This window comes from Craterilacuibacter sinensis (assembly GCF_009831765.1).
Lineage (GTDB): Bacteria > Pseudomonadota > Gammaproteobacteria > Burkholderiales > Chromobacteriaceae > Craterilacuibacter > Craterilacuibacter sinensis.
This window is the reverse complement of sequence record NZ_WSSB01000004.1, coordinates 33,044-52,197: the sequence shown is the minus strand read 5'-3', so window position 1 is coordinate 52,197 and position 19,154 is coordinate 33,044. Positions and strand designations below refer to the sequence as shown.

15 protein-coding genes and 1 riboswitch are annotated in these 19,154 nt (G+C 61.1%); of the genes, 5 read left to right on the top strand and 10 right to left on the bottom strand.

Translation table 11 applies throughout. The features are described 5' to 3' along the window. Positions 1-36: 36 nt before the first annotated feature. Positions 37-804, bottom strand: a complete 768-nt coding sequence (locus tag GQF02_RS05415; protein ID WP_124734867.1) for a DeoR/GlpR family DNA-binding transcription regulator — start codon at positions 802-804, stop codon at positions 37-39. Between the two features lie 94 nt (positions 805-898). Here GQF02_RS05415 and glpK point away from each other — a divergent pair, with 94 nt between their 5' ends. Next, positions 899-2,377: a glycerol kinase GlpK gene (gene glpK / locus GQF02_RS05410; protein ID WP_160795463.1), complete on the top strand. Its 1,479-nt coding sequence runs from the start codon at positions 899-901 to the stop codon at positions 2,375-2,377. Positions 2,378-2,393: 16 nt separating this feature from the next. Here the strand turns inward: glpK and GQF02_RS05405 are convergent, their stop codons facing one another. From GQF02_RS05405 to GQF02_RS05395, 3 genes are all read right to left on the bottom strand, one after another. Then, on the bottom strand, positions 2,394-3,932 hold the full coding sequence (locus GQF02_RS05405; RefSeq protein WP_160795461.1) for an EAL domain-containing protein: 1,539 nt from the start codon (positions 3,930-3,932) through the stop codon (positions 2,394-2,396). Positions 3,933-4,098: 166 nt separating this feature from the next. Continuing rightward, positions 4,099-5,478, bottom strand: a complete 1,380-nt coding sequence (argH, locus tag GQF02_RS05400) for an argininosuccinate lyase (protein WP_160795459.1) — start codon at positions 5,476-5,478, stop codon at positions 4,099-4,101. A gap of 102 nt (positions 5,479-5,580) precedes the next feature. Continuing rightward, on the bottom strand, positions 5,581-6,831 hold the full coding sequence (locus GQF02_RS05395) for a rhodanese-like domain-containing protein (protein ID WP_160795457.1): 1,251 nt from the start codon (positions 6,829-6,831) through the stop codon (positions 5,581-5,583). A 153-nt stretch (positions 6,832-6,984) separates the two neighbouring features. Here GQF02_RS05395 and GQF02_RS05390 point away from each other — a divergent pair, with 153 nt between their 5' ends. Continuing rightward, a complete protein-coding gene (locus GQF02_RS05390; protein ID WP_160795455.1) occupies positions 6,985-7,788 on the top strand; it encodes a mechanosensitive ion channel family protein in 804 nt (267 codons plus the stop codon). A 224-nt stretch (positions 7,789-8,012) separates the two neighbouring features. After that, on the top strand, positions 8,013-9,413 hold the full coding sequence (locus GQF02_RS05385) for a DEAD/DEAH box helicase (protein WP_160795453.1): 1,401 nt from the start codon (positions 8,013-8,015) through the stop codon (positions 9,411-9,413). Between the two features lie 52 nt (positions 9,414-9,465). Here the strand turns inward: GQF02_RS05385 and rpoS are convergent, their stop codons facing one another. Then, positions 9,466-10,323 (bottom strand): RNA polymerase sigma factor RpoS, encoded by an 858-nt coding sequence (gene rpoS, locus GQF02_RS05380; protein WP_235930067.1) that lies wholly within the window; start codon positions 10,321-10,323, stop codon positions 9,466-9,468. Between the two features lie 305 nt (positions 10,324-10,628). Between rpoS and GQF02_RS16200 the strand changes: the two genes are divergently transcribed. Beyond that, entirely contained in the window at positions 10,629-10,922 is a 294-nt protein-coding gene (locus GQF02_RS16200; protein ID WP_160795711.1) for a diguanylate cyclase, read from the top strand. 19 nt (positions 10,923-10,941) lie between these two features. Further along, positions 10,942-11,652: a pseudouridine synthase gene (locus tag GQF02_RS05370; RefSeq protein ID WP_160795449.1), complete on the top strand. Its 711-nt coding sequence runs from the start codon at positions 10,942-10,944 to the stop codon at positions 11,650-11,652. Between the two features lie 138 nt (positions 11,653-11,790). Here the strand turns inward: GQF02_RS05370 and GQF02_RS05365 are convergent, their stop codons facing one another. The 5 genes from GQF02_RS05365 to leuS all read right to left on the bottom strand — a co-directional run bounded on the left by GQF02_RS05365 (position 11,791) and on the right by leuS (position 18,754). Beyond that, complete coding sequence (locus GQF02_RS05365; protein ID WP_160795447.1) at positions 11,791-12,993, bottom strand: heme biosynthesis HemY N-terminal domain-containing protein; 1,203 nt, start codon at positions 12,991-12,993, stop codon at positions 11,791-11,793. Further along, positions 12,990-14,024, bottom strand: a complete 1,035-nt coding sequence (locus GQF02_RS05360; protein WP_160795445.1) for a uroporphyrinogen-III C-methyltransferase — start codon at positions 14,022-14,024, stop codon at positions 12,990-12,992. The genes GQF02_RS05365 and GQF02_RS05360 overlap by 4 nt, the downstream gene beginning before the upstream one ends. Before the next feature lie 175 nt (positions 14,025-14,199). After that, positions 14,200-15,204, bottom strand: a complete 1,005-nt coding sequence (gene holA / locus GQF02_RS05355; RefSeq protein ID WP_160795443.1) for a DNA polymerase III subunit delta — start codon at positions 15,202-15,204, stop codon at positions 14,200-14,202. Continuing rightward, positions 15,185-15,730, bottom strand: coding sequence for an LPS-assembly lipoprotein LptE (locus GQF02_RS05350; RefSeq protein WP_124734855.1), 546 nt, complete (start codon positions 15,728-15,730; stop codon positions 15,185-15,187). Before GQF02_RS05350 ends, holA begins: the two co-directional genes overlap by 20 nt. A 405-nt stretch (positions 15,731-16,135) precedes the next feature. After that, positions 16,136-18,754: a leucine--tRNA ligase gene (gene leuS / locus GQF02_RS05345; protein ID WP_160795441.1), complete on the bottom strand. Its 2,619-nt coding sequence runs from the start codon at positions 18,752-18,754 to the stop codon at positions 16,136-16,138. A 127-nt stretch (positions 18,755-18,881) separates the two neighbouring features. Then, positions 18,882-19,094: riboswitch (cobalamin riboswitch) on the top strand. The last annotated feature ends 60 nt before the right edge of the window (positions 19,095-19,154 follow it).

The window sequence follows — 19,154 nt, the reverse complement described above, 5'->3', positions numbered from 1 at the left end:
TCCCGGATCCCAAGTCCCGAATCCCCGCCCCCCGCCTCACGCTTCGGCCAGTTGCAGCTCGACGTTATGTTCCTGCATCAGCTTGCCCAGCGCCGCCGGCGGTGCTGCATCGGTAAAGACAGTATGGAAGTCGCTGATATGCCCCATACGTACCAAGGCATTGCGGCCGAATTTGCTGTGATCGACAGCGAGGAACAGATGGCGCGCATTGGCCATCATCGCCTGCGCCACGCGCACTTCGCGATAATCAAAATCCAGCAGCGAACCGTCGGTCTCGATACCGGCAGCACCAATCACCGCATAATCGACCTTAAACTGGTTGATGAAGTCCATGGTCGCGACGCCGGTGATGCCGCCATCGGACGCACGCACCACACCAGAGGTGATCAGCACGGTAAAATCGGGGTTGGCCGACATAATGGACGCGACGTGGATGTTGTTGGTGATCACGCGCAAGCCCTTATGGCTCAGCGTCAGCGCCTGGGCAATCGCCTCCATGGTTGTGCCTATGCTCATAAAGAGCGAAGCATGGTCGGGAATGCTTTCGGCCAACAGGCCGGCGATATGGGCTTTTTCGCTTTGCAGCTTGCCCTTGCGCGCGAAATAGTCTTCATTCTCGACGCTATTGCCCAGCGCGGCGCCGCCGTGATAACGGCGCAACAGATTGGCTTCGCATAGCTGGTTGATGTCGCGGCGTATCGTTTGCGGCGTCACATCCAGCAGACGTGCCAGCTCTTCGATTGGCATAAAACCGCTTTCGCGTACCAGTTGCAGGATTTTGTCGTGACGGGGTGATCGGCTCATGATGGTTCGGAAACGAAAATACAAGCACCAGTCTTTAACATAAACAGGCCGTTTTGCGCAAATTCAGCCGGCCAAAATTGCCAAGGAAACCACAATGCCGCCACGTCTGCTTGTCATTGATCAGGGAACGACCAGCACCCGCGCCATGCTGTTCGACCACCAAGGTACAGTACTTGCCCGCGCCCAGACCGAGCTGCCACAGATTTTCCCGGCGCCGGGCTGGGTCGAGCACGACCCCGAGGTGATCTGGAACCATACCCTGATGCTATGCCGCCAGGCGCTGGCCACACCCGGTGCGAGCACCGAGCCTATTGCCGGCATCGGCATCGCCAACCAGCGTGAAACCACCGTACTGTGGGACAGGGCCACCGGCAAGCCGGTGTACCACGCGATTGTGTGGCAGGACAGGCGCACAGCCGCCTTATGCGAGATGCTGGCCACAGCGGACAATAGTGCACTGGTGGCCGCGCGTACCGGGCTGGTACTCGACCCCTATTTCTCTGCCAGCAAGATACGCTGGCTGCTGGATACCGTACCCGGCGTGCGCGAGCGCGCAGAGCGCGGTGAACTGGCCTTTGGCACCATAGACAGCTTTTTGCTGTGGCGGCTGACCGAAGGGCGGGTGCACGCCACCGACGCGACCAATGCCGCGCGCACCTTGCTGTTCAATATCCATACCCAGCAATGGGACGCCGATTTGCTGGCGCTGTTCGGCATTCCGGCTTCGCTCTTGCCCGAGGTGCGCGACAATGCCGCCGAGTTCGGCATCACGCGTCTGTTCGGTGCCCCCATCCCCATTACCGGCATGGCCGGCGACCAGCAGGCAGCGACAGTGGGCCAGGCCTGCTTCGCGCCGGGCATGATCAAGTCCACCTACGGTACCGGCTGCTTCATGGTGCAGAACACCGGCGCCACAGTGGTCGCATCCAGCCACCGCCTGCTGTCTACCGTGTGTTACCGCCTGCAGGGCCAAACCACCTATGCACTGGAAGGCAGCATCTTTATCGCCGGTGCGGCAGTGCAGTGGCTCAGGGATGCGGTCAGGCTGATCGACCACGCCGGAGAGGCCGAAGCGCTGGCGCGCCAGGTGGAAAGCACCGGCGGTGTTTATCTGGTACCGGCCTTTACCGGCCTGGGTGCCCCCTATTGGGACCCGCTGGCACGCGGCGCCATCATCGGCCTGACCCGCGACTCGGGCATTGCCCATATCGTGCGTGCGGCGCTGGAGTCAGTGTGCTACCAGACCCGTGACCTGATGGCGGCGATGCAAGCCGATGGCGTATGTGCGCCCTCGGCACTGAGGGTGGATGGCGGCATGGTCGGCAATGACTGGATGATGCAGTTTCTGGCCGACATGCTGGACGTAACGGTCGAGCGCCCGCAGGTGACCGAGACTACGGCACTGGGCGCCGCCTATCTGGCGGGCTTGGGCGCCGGGGTATTCGGCTCGCTGGACGAGCTGTCCGGCCACTGGCAGCTGGAGGCACGCTTCACCCCGGGCATGGACGACAAGCGGCGCGAACAGCTCTACGGCGGCTGGAACGAGGCGGTAGGCAGAACCTTGAGCCGATAAATAGATGGGTTATGGCCTATTCGGGTAGTTGCGCGATAAAACCGGCCAGCGGCATGGGCCGGGCCAGCAGATAGCCTTGCAGAAAATCGACACCGGCGGCCACCAGATAGTCGCGCTGTGCCTCGGTTTCCACGCCTTCGGCCACCAGCTTGAGGTTCAGCTGCTTCCCCAGCGCGATGATGGCATCGAGCACCACCTTGCCCAGCGAATCGCGACCGATCGCGTCGACAAAAGCACGATCTATCTTCAGCGTGTCGATGGCGAGCTGGTGCAGATAGGCAAGGCTGCTCTGGCCGGTACCGAAGTCATCGATGGCCAGCTGGATGCCCTGTGCCTGCAGGGCGCTAAAAACCTCGAAATGGCCGTCGCTGCCAAAAGCTTCGCGTTCGGTCAGCTCCAGCGTCAACACCAGCTTGTCCGCCGGAAATGCCGCCATCAAACGACGGCAATCATCCAGCAGGCACGGGTCATCCAGCTGCCCGGCATCCAGATTGAAAGCCAGATGAAAGCCGTCAGGCAGACGCGCAGCCTGTGGCGCCAGGGCGGTGGTCACGTCCTGCATCAGCTGGCGCGTAATCCGCCCCATCTGCCCGCTTTTTTCGACGGCCTCGATAAAGGCAAATGGCGACAGCAGGCCATCGCGCGGATGCTGCCAGCGCAGCAGCACTTCGGCGCCCATCAGGCGCCCGCTCCTGGCATCAAACAGCGGTTGCAAGAAAGGGATGAATTCCTGCCGCTCAGCCGCGGCGGCAATCACCTCGGAGGCCGGACGCGGCTGCTGCAACCACTGGTAATAGAACCACCCGGCCCAGCTGCCGAGCAATAACAGCAGGATCAGCATGGGCTGGTAGCTGACCCTGCTCTCGGCCAGAAATGCCGGCCAATATACCGCCGCCACGATAGTGAACGGATAGATGGCATGCTGGCGGCGAGTCTCCAGCAACAGGCTGCGGGGTGGCGTGCCTGAATGCACGCCACCCTCGCTATCCATCCACTTGTCGCCTATCTGTAGCGACATGCCATCGGACAGCCCCCCTTGGCGCAAGGCGGTACGCAAATGACCACCTGAGATGCCTACCACCGCAAACGAGCCATCCGCAGCCAGCGCCCGATAGGCCAGTACCCCACCGCCCGGCGTCAGCTGACTGCCCAGACGCAGCTTGGTGCGCCCGCCGGCATAACCGGACAGCTCGGTCTCCTTGCTGAGGGCCCCGTACAAGGACGAGCAATAGTAATGTTCGCCGGAGCCTAGGTTGACAGTACGTACATACAGCGCCCGCGTGGTCAGCTCGCGTAGCAAGCGCAAAGTCTTGCCCTGGCAAGGCTGCCCAACCAGCAACAGCGCCTCACTGGCCGTGGCGTCGGCACTCTTGAACACCAGCGTCACGGCGTCGTGCGCCCCGCCAACCACACCCTCCAGCCGCGACTGCATCGATAGATAAATGCTCACCAGCGTAATGCCCCAACCCAGCAAGGCCGGCAGCAATACGACCAGCAACACCAGCAGCAGGCGGCGCGGTCGCGATGCGACACGGGGATCATTCAGAGGGGTCATGACGTCATGGCGAGCAAAAAACGCAATCTTGCTACTATGGGTGTTAGCAGTCCATAGCGCCACCAAAATCAGATAGCAGTGACTTTTTTACAACTAAAGAGTTGGGGCAGGAAATACCGGGTTACCGCCCTGCCTGATACCAAGCAGGGCGGCTCCGGCAAGGCTATCAGCCTAGTAACTGACGGTGACGGGCAATCGCGGCACGCACTTGTGCCGGTGCGGTACCGCCAACATGATCACGCTGGGCCAGGCTGCCTTCCGGCGTCAGCACCACATACACATCTTCCGCGATCAGCGCACTAAAGCCCTGCAGCACCGAGAGCGACAGATCGGCCAGATCCACGCCCTGCCCTTCGGCATGACGCACCGCCAGGGCCACCACTTCATGGCTGTCGCGGAACGGCAGACCCTTTTTCACCAGATAATCGGCCAGATCGGTGGCGGTGGCGAAGCCCTGCAGCACGGCGGCGCGCATTGCCTCGGGCTTGACCGTGATGCCGCGCATCATGTCGGCGTAGATGCGCAAGGTGTCGATCAGGGTATCAACCGTATCAAACAAGGGCTCCTTGTCTTCCTGATTGTCCTTGTTGTAGGCCAGCGGCTGCGCCTTCATCAGCGTGATCAGCGCCATCAGGTGGCCAACCACGCGCCCCGATTTGCCGCGCACCAGTTCAGGCACATCCGGGTTCTTCTTCTGCGGCATGATGGAGGAGCCGGTACAGAAGCGATCAGCGATGTCGATAAAGCCGACGCGCGGGCTCATCCACAAAATCAGCTCTTCGGACAGGCGCGACAGATGCACCATCACCAAGGATGCGGCCGCGGTGAACTCGATGGCAAAGTCGCGATCGGACACCGCATCCAGCGAGTTGTGGCACACATCGTCAAACCCCAGCAATTCGGCGGTGTAATGGCGGTCGATCGGGAAGGTGGTGCCGGCCAGTGCCGCCGCGCCCAAAGGCAGGCGGTTGACGCGGCGGCGGCAGTCGCCCATGCGCTCGGCGTCGCGCGACAACATCTCGACATAGGCCAGCATATGGTGGCCAAAGGTTACCGGCTGCGCCACCTGCAGATGGGTAAAGCCCGGCATCACCGTGTCGGCATGCTCATCTGCCAGATCCAGCAGGCTGGTTTTCAGCTCGCCGATCAGCGGCACGATGGCATCGATCTGGGCACGCAGCCACAGGCGGATATCGGTGGCAACCTGATCATTACGGCTACGCCCGGTATGCAGACGCTTGCCGGCATCGCCTATCTTGTCGGTCAGGCGACGCTCGATATTCATATGCACGTCTTCCAGATCCACGCGCCAGTCAAACTCGCCGGCGCGGATCTCGCTCAGGATGTCCGCCATGCCGCGACGGATGGCAGCGAGATCGGCATCCGACAATACACCGGCCTTGTGCAGCATGGTGGCGTGCGCCAGCGAGCCTTCGATATCGAATTCAGCCAGGCGCAGATCGAAATTGACGGATGCAGTATATTTTTTGACCAGTTCGGAGACCGGCTCGGAGAAGCGGCCGGACCAGGCGTGTTGCTCTTGCATGATGGTTTCCTGTGTTCTTATTACGAATGGGACACACGCTACCATGCCATACGCAAGCAAAATGCGAAAGCCGCCTGCACTCGCCACGCAGGCGGCCACGGCTCAAGGCTTGATCGGGCGCTCGCCTCGCACCACAGGATTGGCCGGATCGCTGCTCCACTCCATCCAGCCGCCGTCATACACCGCCGGCTGTTTCCAGCCCATCAGATAAGCGTAGAAAAAGGCTTCGGATGCGCGCCAGCCGGTGCCGCAATAAAACGCCACTCTTTGCTCAGGCAAAATGCCGGCCTCGCGCCAGAAAGCGGCAATTTCGTCGGCCGAACGCATGGTATGGTCCGGATTACGGAAGTCGCTCATATCATTGGCGTTCACCCCGCCATGACCCCAGGCCGCACCGGGAATATCGCCCTTGGGCTTGATATAGCTGTAACCCGAGGTCTCGCCGGTAAACTCGGCCCAGCTGCGTATGCTGGCCAGGCGTCCGTTTGGCGACTTAAGCAGGGCCTTGGCTTCGGCGGTAGACACCAGCCACTCCGGGTGTGCCGGAAATGGCCCGCCCCAGGCACGCGCTGCCGTGACCGGCGGCGGCAAACCGCGCGCCACCGGATAGTCCGCCGCGCTCCAGGCCGGATAGCCGCCATCGAGGATGCGCACATCCTTGACCCCTGCCAGCATCAGGATATGGGCTGCGCGCGCCGCCATCAGCGTATCGCGCCCGTACAGGATGACCGGCGTACTGCTGGTGATGCCCTGCGCCAGCAAAGTGGCTTCCAGCTGTTTGTCGTCCACCTTGTTCCACAGTGGCTCGGATTCCAGCGTATTGGTATCGATATACCCCGCGCCGGGAATATGGCTTAGCAGATAAGCCTTGGGCACACTCCAGCCCACCTCGAACAGCTTCCAGCCCTTGGCCGGCGCAGCAGTGACCGGCTTGCCCTGCTGCAAATCGCGCAGCCAGAATGCCGGCACCAGTGCCTGATAATTAGGCAGGGCCTTGAGTTTGGCCGTATCGGCCAAGGCATTCGGCAGATAGCTGATATGGCGATAACCCAACTTGCCCAGGCGCGCGGCCACCGCCTTGCTGCCCGTGCCATACAGGCCCAAAGGCTGCTGCACGGCAATACCCTTGCGCGCCAGCAGCGCCTGTAGCTGGTCATCGTCCAGCTTGCCCAGCCAGCTGGACGCCAGATTGACTGCACCGGGGTAATGCCCGCCCTGTTTGGCGCCCGCCTCCGGCCAGCCATTGAAATAAGCACTGGCCCGCGTATCCAGCGGCAATACCTGGCTGGCGGCCTGCGCCAGCGTCCATGGCAGCAAACAGGCAGCCAACGCGTAAAAAGTACGTGTCTTCATGATGTTCCCGGAAATTGCCTGCGACCCCGCGATAAGGAGGTGCAGCAGCAAAGGAGGCGCAGCTTAACAAGCGGGCCTTGGCGATGGCAATGCGCTTGCAGGCCCAAGCCCAGCTTCTATGCTGCAACTTCATCCACCTTGCAGGAGCACGTCATGCCACAAGTCAACTGGAGTCACTGGACAGATATCGCCGTCAGCATAGGGCTGAACATTCTGGCCGCCATTGCGCTATGGATTATCGGACGCTGGCTGATCAATCTGGCCTGCCGTCTGGTCAGCGACCAGTTGATACGGCGCAATATCGACGCGACCTTGCAGCGCTATGTCCATTCCTTTTTATCGGTATCGCTCACCGTCATCCTGATCATCGGCATCCTCGGCTATTTCGGCATGCAGACCACCACCTTCGCCGCCGTGATTGCCGCTGGCGGCATCGCCATCGGCATGGCGTGGAGCGGGCTGCTGGCCAACTTCGCTGCCGGCATCTTTCTGGTGGTACTGCGCCCGTTCAAGGTCGGTGACTTTATCTGTGCCGGCGGCGTCACCGGAACGGTGGAAAATATCGGCCTGTTCGCCACCACCTTCAACACGCCGGACAATGTGCAGACTCTGGTCGGCAACAACAAGATTTTTTCCGACAATATCCAGAACTACTCGACCAACGGCTACCGCCGTGTCGATTTGTGTGCCCAGCTGGCCAACTCGGCAGACTACGCACTGGCGCAAACCCTGCTGCGGGAAAAAATCGCCACCATCGCCAATGTGATGACCACGCCGCCACCCGATATCGAGATTCTGGAATTCAACGAGCGCGGCCCGGTTCTGGCAGTGCGTCCCTACTGCCATACCGACCATTACTGGCAGGTCTACTTCGACAGCAACCGCGCCATACGCGACACCCTGACCGCAGCCGGCTTCCCGCTGCCCGAACAGCCGGTGGTGGTGAGGCAGGGGTAGACTCGGGACTCGGGTTTCAGCATTTCGGCCAAGCATGCTCGCATCAACATCGCGAGTCCCGGTTCCCCGCTCCCCGATACCCCCTATCCCGACACTATGCTTCTGCATTTCGCGTATACTGCCCCGCTTGCACCGGCTGCCATCCGCCGGTGCTTTTATTTTGACTCTACCGCAGTCGGCGCGGATGGATGCCGGATACCGGCTCGCCGCAGCAAGGAAACCGCATGACCACCTTCGCCGAACTCGGCCTGATCGAACCTATTGCCCGCGCCGTTGCCGACGCAGGCTATACCATCCCGACGCCTATCCAGCTGCAGGCCATTCCGCAAGTCTTGAAGGGTGGCGACCTGCTGGCGGCCGCGCAGACCGGCACCGGCAAGACCGCCGGCTTTACCCTGCCTTTGCTGCAGCGTCTGGCTACGACGCCAGCCAATACCCGTGCCGGCCGCCCGCGCGCACTGGTTCTGACCCCGACCCGCGAACTGGCAGCCCAGGTTGCCGAATCGGTCAAGACCTATGGCCAGCACCTGAAGCTCAGCTCCATGGTGATGTTCGGTGGCGTCAGCATCAACCCGCAATACGCCCAGCTGCGTAAGCCCATCGATATCGTGATCGCCACCCCTGGCCGTCTGCTTGATCATGTACAGCAAAAAACCATCGATCTGTCGGCGGTTGAAATTCTGGTACTGGATGAAGCCGACCGCATGCTGGATATGGGCTTTATCCGCGACATCAAGAAAATTCTGGCCATCATGCCGCCGCGCCGGCAGAACCTGCTGTTCTCGGCCACCTTCTCCGACGAGATCCGCACGCTGGCCGACGGCCTGCTGGACAATCCGCAGCTGGTGGAAGTCGCCCGTCGCAATACCTCGAGCGAGCTGGTGGCCCAGCGCGTGCACCTGGTCGACCGCGACAAGAAAACCGATCTGCTGATCAAGCTGATTCAGGACAATAACTGGCACCAGCTGCTGGTATTCACCCGCACCAAGCACGGCGCCAACCGCCTGTCGGAAAAACTGGACAAGGCCGGCATCCGCTCGGCCGCGATCCATGGCAACAAGAGCCAGGGCGCACGCACCAGTGCACTGGCCAATTTCAAGTCGGGCGACTTGCAGGCGCTGGTCGCCACCGATATCGCCGCACGTGGCCTGGACATCGACCAGCTGCCGTTTGTGGTCAACTTCGAGCTGCCTAACGTGCCGGAAGACTATGTGCACCGTATCGGCCGTACCGGTCGTGCCGGTTCCAGCGGTGAAGCCGTGTCTCTGGTCTGTGTGGACGAGCTGAAGCTGCTCAAAGATATCGAACGCCTGATCAAGAAAGACATCGAACGCTTCGAAGTGGCCGGCTACAAGGCCGACCTGTCGGTCAAGCCCGAGCCGCTGCTCAAGCCGCGCCAGCCGCAAGGCCGTGGCCAGGGCGGCCGTCAGGGACAGGGACAAAACGCAGGCAATAATGCGCGCCGCGGCGCGCCGGCCCAGCAAAAACAAAAAGCGGCACATGCGCATCAGGCCAAGCCACACGGCCATGACGCACCCAAACCCCAAGGCGCCAAGCCGGCCGGGCAAGGACGCAGCAAACAGGCCCGCCCGCAAGCTGCACTGTTCAGCCAGCCCAAGCGCTAAAGCCTGAACCGGCCCGCACTAGCCATATAAGGCAGCGGGCCGCTTTGCGCTATCAAGACAAAACGGCATCGGCCTCGATGCCTTGCATGCTGGCAATCTGCTTGAGGCGGGCCAGACTTTCAATCTGGATCTGGCGCACCCGCTCGCGCGCCAGCCCCAGCATTCTGGCGACTTCTTCCAGCGTGCTGATCTCGTTTCCGTTCAGACCATAGCGGTGCTCGACGACCAGCCGCTGCTTGCTTGGCAGCAGAGCCAGCCATTCTTGCAAATAGCTCATCAATTCGGCATTGTTCAGCGCCTCGTCCGGCTCGGCCTGTTCGGTATCGGCAATCGCCTCCCCCACACTCAAGCCCGGATCCCTGTCCAGCGGCGCATCCAGCGACATCATGCGCGGATTCTGTTCCATCAGGCGGCGCACATCGGCAACCGGCTTGCCAAGATGCCAGGCAATTTCTTCCATGCTCGGCTCGATGCCACTGTGGCTTTCCAGCTCGCGGGCGGCACGCAAACAGGCATTCAACTCCTTGACCACATGAACCGGCAAACGGACGGTGCGCGACTGATTCATGATGGCGCGTTCGATATTTTGCCGTATCCAGCAGGTAGCGTAGGTAGACAAGCGAAAACCGCGGCTGACATCGAATTTTTCGACAGCATGCATCAGCCCCATATTCCCTTCTTCGATCAGGTCCAATAACGGCAAACCGCGGTTGAGATAGTGTTTGGCAATGCTGACCACCAGACGCAGATTGTGTTTGACCAACAAGGCCTGCGCATTACTGTCGCCCTCTGCCATGCGTAATGCCAGCGCCTGTTCGTTTGCCGCGCTGAGTAGCTTGCAGCTACCGATATCCTTCAGATAAATCTGGGTGATATCGACCAGATCCTCAAAAGCGACCCCAGCATCCATCCGTGAATGTCCATCACTCAGAAAATCTTGTCCCTCTACTTCGGCCCACGCCTCAACGACTCCACGCATCATCATTCCCACGATCGAAATACCGCATTATTCCTGCATGAACAATAAGTTAGCCATGCACCAAAGCGATTCCAAAAAGCTAAATCACTCAATTTAATTATTCTAAGTCATATTAGATTTTAATAATAATGAAATATATCGATGCATAGCATGCAGAAACGGCATGCCAAAAGAGCGCTTATCTATCAACACAAGCCATCTGCAAAGATGCCGCTAATGGCTAATGTAGAGATGCAATAGCAAGTTCTACCTGTACAAACTACACATGCAATCACGACCCAGCGCTGCTGGACGACACCGGACTGCAGGCCGGCCTGCTGTGGCGCAAAATCGAACAGCTACACGTCATCAGCGCCGATGGCAAGCACACGATCCGCGTTACCATCTCCATCGGCGTCTCGGCCTATCCGCAGCACGGAAAGGACAATGACACGCTGTTGCGCGCGGCTGATGATGCGCTGTATCGCGCCCAAGAAGCCGGCCGCAACCGTGTCCAGCGCGCCAGCACGTCCATTCAGATTACCCCCTGAGGCGTGCTAATATCGCGCCATGGAACTCTACCGCTTCTTGCAACAACAAGGCTTCGGCAGCCGCAAGGAATGCCGCAAGCTGATCGAATACGGCCTGGTCGAAATCAACGGCGAGCAGGCCGACAACTGGCGTGCAAAGGTGCAGCCGGACGCGCTTCACAGCTTAAGCGTGGATGACGAACCGTGGCAGATACTGCGTGGCCCGGTCTACCTGATGCTGAATAAAGAGGCGAATACCGAAACCTCGCACAAGCCCATCCACCACCCCAGCGTCTACTCGCGCCTGCCACTTCCCTTCAACAACCTGGGCGTCAGTGCGGTGGGGCGACTGGACGCGGACACGACCGGTCTGCTGCTGCTGACCACCGACGGCCAGTTTATCCATGCACTGACCTCCCCCAAGAAGCAGGTGCCCAAGTGCTACCGCGTCACGCTCAAGCATGCGGCCAACTCGATGCTGCTATCGCAATTGCAAAGCGGCGTACTGCTCAGGGATGAGGATGAAGCACTGGCGGTCGATGCCGTCCTGCAGGTGGATGAACACACCATCCATATGACCATCAGTCAGGGACGTTACCATCAGGTCAAGCGCATGGTCGCTGCCGCCGGTAATCGTGTCGAGGCGCTGCACCGCATCGCCATCGGCTCGCTGGACTTGGGTGAGCTGGCACCCGGGCAGTGGCGTTTTCTGACCCCGGCCGAGCTCGCCGCTCTGGGTTTTGCCGGCTGAAGACACAGCCTGGCCTTGAATTAATGTGTCCGCTGCGCGGACACAAAGTCCAAAACCCATCTGCGCCTACCCGTAACGGGGACATAACCATGAAAAAACCCGCCAGAAGCGGGTTTTTTCATCATCAAAGGCGGGCACTCAAGCCGTCGCCAGCGCAATCTCCAGCGCCTGCTGCCGGTAGCGTTCGGCCGCCTCCGGCTTCTCCAGCGCAAAGAACAAGCTTGCCAGCTTGGCACAAGCCTGCAGCGTAGGGGTGACCGACAGGCTGGCTTCCAGATAGCTCTGCGCCTTGCCCCACAGTTTCTGCTCCTGCGCAAGGCAACCCAGGGCAAACAAGAGCTGATGGTCTCGCGGGCGTGACTTCAGCCAGGCTTCGGCCTCCTTCATCAAACGGATGCGCTGCGCTGCGCTGATCTGCCCGGCCATGTCCGCCAATGGCAGCGCAAGCTCGGATGCATCCTCATCGGCAGACAAGGCACTCGCCAGCAAGGTGGCGGCCGCATCCGCATCGCCCAATGCCAGCATGCGCTGCGCAACTTGGGCAACCAGCTCGGCATTGCCGCGCTCGACTTCGGGAATCTTGCGCCACCAGGTGCTGATCTCTTCACTACCGGCAAAACCAGCCAGCTGCTGTGCATAGGCGGCCAGGCGGTAACGCCTGGCCTGCGCCGCATCCAGCGCATCCGACTTAAGCAGCTTCTCGCTCAATTGCAGCACCGCTTCCGGCTGCTTGAGCTTGAGGCGGATCTTGAGTTCGAGCTTCAGCGCCGAGGTCAGACTGGACGAGATGGCACGCGCGCGCTCGATAGCCGCCAGCGCCTCCAGCGGCTGCTTGGCTTCATAATTCAGCTCGGCTTCCAGCATATGGCGCGCCAGTTGCAGGCGCTCGGGCAAGCCTTCAAGCTGGCTCAGATATTCGTCACGGTGTGCGATATCGTTGGTCTGGGCAGCAGAGCGCGCCGCGATCATCAAGGCCAGTGCGCGGTTCTCCGCGGCAAATTCGTCATCCACCGCCTTATTCGCCTCGCGCTCGGCTTTCTGGTAACGCCCCTCAAAAAAAGCCAGCGCCGCTTCGCGCAGCGCATGGCGCGAAGCCTTGAGCTTTTTCTGACGCTGAAACTGGCGGACCTCTTCCGGCAAGCGTACCGCCAGCGCGATCAGGCGCAAAGCGCCATGCGCCAGCAGAATCAGCACAATGATCGCCACGATCAGCAGATTGAACGAGACTTCCATGCGGTAAGGCGGCACAAACAGGATGGCGTAGCCGGTATTGACGGTCGCCGCCAGCCCCAGCAGCACCGCCAGCGCAAACAGGCCGATAATCCACAGCACAAACTTCACGGTTTCACCTCCACGCTGCCTTGCGCATCGCGTACCGACTTGAGGCTGGCAGCCAGATCCGGCAACTCGACATCCAGCGGCGCATCCTTGATGCCGTTCAACGTAGCCAGCCATTGCTGGGTGGCCGGTGCATCGCGATCAAAATAACGCTCTACATAACTGCGTGCGGCGCTGATATCAGCATTGAACGTCCCGCCCAAACGGCCTTGCAAGGCCATGCGCGCATCCAGCAAGCGCATTTTCAGGTTTTCACGCAGGAAAAAGGCCTGCTCGGGCGACAGCAGCAAGGCTTCGGGTTTGTCCATGCGACGGATATGCACCAGCTCGCCGATGCTGCCCGACAAATCGGACAGCGCCTTCTCCCACCACGACGCATTCGCCGGCAGCACGAGGCGGGTACCGGCCACCGGAGCCAGACGGTGATGGTCAACCGCCAGCGGCAGGGTATCTACCGACAGCATCAGTTGATCCAGCTTGAGGGTAATGCCGACATTATCGAGATAAGGCAGCGCCTTGAGTTCGATCAAGTCCTTGTTGATCGCCTTTTTCAAGCCGATCAGCTGCGGGCTGTCAAAACGGGCCAGGCGGGTATCCAGCATTTCCAGCGCCGACACCGCAGCCGACACATTACCCGCCAGCTGCAGTTGCTGACTGGCGATGGACAGCGTGTGCTCGACCTCGGCCAGCAACCAGTCGCTACGGTTACGCGTCAGCTCCTGGTACATGCCCTCCAAGGTGGCATATTGCCCGGCAGACTGGTTAACACGCGCCTCCAGCAGGGCCAGCTTGGCATCGGTAGCCTTTAACCCGCTCAAGGTCGCCGTATTTTGTTCACGCAGTACGCGGGCGGAGCCGCCGGCATCGGCCAGACTTTGCGCCAGCGACAAACGGGCCTGATCCAGCGTGACGCGGGTTTCATAGTATTGCCAGCCGGACAGGCCCAATGCCGCCAGCGCGACAATCAGCGCAATATTGCCGGCGCCTGAGCGCTTGGCCGGGATGGGGGTGTCGGTAATCGGGGTGTCGCTCATGGATAGTAAAGACCACGCTGAGGTTCGACGAAGCGGAACAGATGCCCGCACTAGATGCCATTGTAACGTCAAGCCTATGACGGCGGCCAGCATGGGCCGCCGCAGGATGCGCCATTGTGGTATGGAAGGGCGGGAAATAAGGAGTGGGGAGCTTGCGCCCTTATTCCCCGACGGCCTACCCTGCCAGCAACATCGCCACCCTGAGCAGCCCCTGCCACGGCTCGCCCTGCGCCGCGCCCTTGATCTGGCGATCGACTTCGGCACACTGGGTCAGCGCATCCATCAGTTTGCGCGGGCCGATGCGGCGCAATGCCGGCTCGGCCAGTTTCTGCCGCTCGCCCCATAGCTTGAGCTCGCGCGCCATTTCGCGGGCGTTGCGCCCGTCCTTGATGCCTTGGCGCAGCTTGAGCAGCATGCGGATATCTTCGGCCAGTGCCCACAATACCAGCACCGGCGCCTCGCCCTCGGCTTCCAGCCCTTCCAGCATGCGTGCCACACGGGGCGCATCGCCTTGCAGCCAGGCCGCCGACAGATGAAACACATCGAAGCGCGCCACATTGGCCACCGCCTCGCGTACATCGGCCAGCTTCAGTTCGCCTTGCGGATACAGCAATGCCAGCTTGTCGACTTCCTGACGCGCGGCCAGCAGATTGCCCTCGACCCGGTCGACAAAGAAGGCCAGCGCCTCGCCCTCCATGCTCTGCCCCTGCGCCTTCAGCCGACGGACAACCCAGCCGGGCAAATCGGTACGGGTCACCGCCTTGGCATCAATCTCCAGCGCGGCCTTTTGCAGCGCAGTAAACCACTTGGCCTGCAGCTGCACCCGTTCCAGCTTGGGCAGGATCACCAGCGTCACCGTGTCCGGCGGCAGATGGGCCGCCAGTTTTTGCAGCGCCTCGCCGCCCTCGGCACCGGGCTTGCCCGACGGAATGCGCACTTCCAGCAATTTAAGCGACGCAAACAGCGACACGCTATGCATGGCATTGACGAGGCTGGACCAGTCAAAGCCGGGCTCGACCGTCAGCACCTCGCGCTCCAGATAGCCGGCCTTGCGCGCCGCTTCGCGAATGGCATCCGCTGCTTCCAGCGCCAGCAGCGCCTCTTCCCCATGAATCAGGTAAAGCGGCGCCAGATTGCGCCCGAGCAAGGACTTGAGGGCCTCAGGGTTTGCCTGGGGCATCAGTCTTTCCCGTTGCAGGCAGATCGGTCTCTGGCGGTTTGACATAGGCCAGACGGCGCACCAGCTGGCTGGCCGCTTCGCGCTGCATGCCGGCCCACAATTGCGCCTCTTCCTGCTCCTTGCCCAGCACCACCTGCTCCGAGTACGACATCTGCCGCCGCACCGTAACCGAAACCGGCACCGGCGCGTCCGACTGACGGAAAGTCAGCAGTGCATTCTGGCGCAGCGTCAGCTGGTACTCGCTCACTTTACCGGCGCGGTTGACGGTCAGCACATCCTTGCTGGTGGACTCGGGTGCAATCACCAGCAAGGCATCGGCCGCCACACCCTTGGCTGGCAGGCTGACACGGCCGTCACGCTTGAGTTCGACCAGCACCTGGTTATAAACCGGCCCGGCACCATCGACCGACAGGCTGGCAAACGGCATGGCCTTGAGCGGGCCGCCCAGACCACGCAGATGAAAGCCGCAAGCGCCAAGCGACAGCGTCATCAAGGCGGCAGCGCTCCAGGCAAGCATACGATTCATGTTTTTCCCCTGATAAAAAAACGATGTCCCAATTACGAGTTGGCGCAAATGGGCTTTGGATTTGTGTCCGCTGCGCGGACGTTTTTACTTGCCGCTTCCGCGCGGCATGCGGGCAGGGGCCGGACGCGCCCGGCCCCTTGCAGCCCCGGCGCCCCCGAAGTCTCGCGAAACCCCGGCGCAAAAGACGCTGCCGAGGCGCTGGCCAACTCGCGATTCGCTAACGTCGAATCGCTCAAACAAAGGCCAGCTTAAGACCTCGCCAGTGCCTTTTACACCGGCGCGAGCCTAACGGGGAAGGGTGACTGACGCATGAATAGCGTACATAGCATGCCATAAACACCAATGCGCAACAGGGGCATTGCCCGAAAAAAGCCGGGTTGCCCCGGCTTCTGTGTTGGCTTGCCGTTAAACGACAATGTTCACCAGTCGGCCCGGCACCACGATCACCTTCTTCGCCGGCTTGCCTTCCATAAACTTCTGCACATTTTCATGCGCCAGCGCCGCCGCTTCGATCACGTCGCGACCAGCGTCGGCCGCCACCACCACGCTACCGCGCAGCTTGCCGCACACCTGCACCATCAGCTCGATCTCGCTCTTCACCAGCGCAGCGGCGTCAACCTCCGGCCAGGCCTGATCCAGCAAAGCGGTTCCCGGCTTGAGCTCGGTCCACAGCGCTTCGCAGATATGCGGCACGATAGGTGCCAGCAGAATCACCGCGGCCTCCAGCACTTCCTGCGCCACGGCACGGCCGGCAGCATCGCTGCAATCGGTCTTGTCGTAGGTGTTCAGCAGTTCCATCACCGCAGCAATGGCGGTATTGAACTGCTGGCGGCGACCGTAGTCGTCGGCCACTTTCTGGATGGTGGCGTGCAGCTTGTAGCGCAGCTCTTTCAAGCCGGCAGACAGATCACCCGCCACATACTTGTCGGTCACACCGGCGGCGACATGCTCGCCGCTCACGCGCCACAGGCGCTTGAGGAAGCGGAACGCACCTTCCACGCCGGCATCCGACCACTCCAGGCTCTGGTCAGGCGGTGCGGCAAACATCATAAACAGACGTGCGGTGTCGGCACCGTACTGCTCGATAAAGGCCTGCGGGTCGACGCCGTTGTTTTTCGACTTCGACATCTTCTCGACGCCGCCCACTACCACCGGCTGGCCGTCAACGCGGTGCTTGGCCGCAACAATCTTGCCCTTGCCGTCGCGCTCCAGCACCACATCGGCCGGCGCAATCCAGTCTTTGGAACCGTTAGGCAGCTCGCGGTAGAAGGTTTCGCAGATCACCATGCCCTGGGTCAGCAGACTCTTGAACGGCTCGCTGGACGACACCAGCCCTTCGTCGCGCATCAGCTTGTGGAAGAAGCGCGCGTACAACAGGTGCAAAATGGCGTGCTCGATACCGCCCACATACTGGTCGACCTGCAGCCAGTAGTCGGCCGCCTTCTTGTCCACCATGGCGGTGTCGCAATGCGGGCTGGCGTAGCGTGCGTAGTACCAGCTGGACTCCACAAAAGTGTCCATGGTGTCGGTTTCGCGCTTGGCCGCGCCACCGCACTTCGGGCAGCTGGTTTCGTAGAATTCCGGCATTTTGGCAAGCGGGCTGCCTGCACCATCCGGAATCACGTTCTCAGGCAATACCACCGGCAGGTCTTTTTCCGGTACCGGCACATCGCCGCAGCACGGGCAATGGATGATAGGAATCGGGCAGCCCCAGTAGCGCTGGCGGCTGATGCCCCAGTCGCGCAAGCGGTACTGGGTCTTTTTGCTGCCGGCGGCCTTGGCTTCCAAGGCCGACACGATGGCATCAAACGCAGCAGCAAAATCCTTGCCGTCGAATGCGCCGCTGTTCAGCGTCGCAAGCGAGCCATCCTTGGCGGCGTACCAGTCTTTCCAGACGGTTGCGTCGAAATCGTTGTCGCCGTCCTTAGGCGCATACACCTGCACGATAGGCAGCGCATACTTGTTGGCAAAAGCGAAGTCGCGCTCGTCGTGTGCCGGCACGGCCATCACCGCGCCTTCGCCGTAGCCCATCAGCACATAGTTGGCGACCCATACCGGCAGTTTTTCGCCGGTGAGCGGGTGAACCACGAACAGGCCGGTGTCCATGCCCTTCTTTTCCATGGTCGCCATATCGGCTTCGGCCACCGAGCCGGCCTTGCATTCGGCGATAAACGCCTGCATGGCCGCATTACCGGCGGCAGCCTGCGTCGCCAGCGGGTGTTCGGCGGCAACGGCGACATAGGTCGCGCCCATCAGCGTATCCGGACGGGTGGTGTAGACCTTGAGCTTGCCGGCGTGACCGATCGAGGCCTCGTCGTAGGCAAACTCGATATCGGCACCGAAGCTCTTGCCTATCCAGTTGCGCTGCATGGTCTTGACCTGTTCCGGCCAGCCATCCAGCGTATCCAGATCCCCCAGCAGCTCTTCCGCGTACTGGGTGATGCCGAAGTAGTACATCGGGATCTCGCGCTTTTCCACCAGCGCATCCGAACGCCAGCCGCGCCCGTCGATCACCTGCTCGTTGGCCAGCACGGTCTGGTCGACCGGGTCCCAGTTGACCACGCCGTTTTTCTTGTAGATCACACCCTTTTCAAACAGGCGGGTAAACAGCCACTGTTCCCAGCGGTAGTAGTCCGGCTTGCAGGTGGCCAGCTCGCGCTCCCAGTCGATGGCAAAGCCCAGGCTGTCGAGCTGGGTCTTCATATAGTCGATATTGGCGTAGGTCCAGGCCGCCGGCGCGCCGCCGCTCTTCATCGCGGCATTTTCGGCCGGCAGGCCGAAGGCATCCCAGCCCATAGGCTGCAGCACGTTATAACCCTTGAAGCGCATAAAGCGCGCCAGGGCGTCGGTAATGGTGTAGTTGCGCACATGACCCATGTGCAGCTTGCCCGACGGATACGGGAACATCGACAGCGCGTAATACTTGGGACGCGAGCTGTCTTCGGTGGCACGGAAAGCGTGGCTCGCTTTCCAGTTTTCTTGTGCGGCGGCTTCAAGCTCGCGTGGGCTGTAGTGTTCTTGCATGGCGATCGCTGATATGAAAGGAGGAAATACAGAATCGGATCATTATAGCGATGGTGTCATGGGGTGCATACGGCCAAGGCATGCTATCCGGCAACAAGCTGCCACGATCCGGCCATCCGCATGCTAAAATCGCGGCTCTTTAGCTGGCGCTCTCCCGCGTGGGAGCCCATCGGGAAACAGCAGGGAACGCCTCCCTAGCTGTGCTGCCCCCGCAACGGTATGCATCCGGCCAAGGCTTCATGCTTGGCACGCCACATCAAAACCCACGGTGAACGATTCACGGGAAGGGGATGTGGCGCGGATGAGAGCCCGGACACCGAACCAGCAAAATGGCCGCATGCGGCTACGCAAGGGGAAGTGCTGCGGTGGGCGGCCTGTCTTCAGCCTCGATACCTTATGT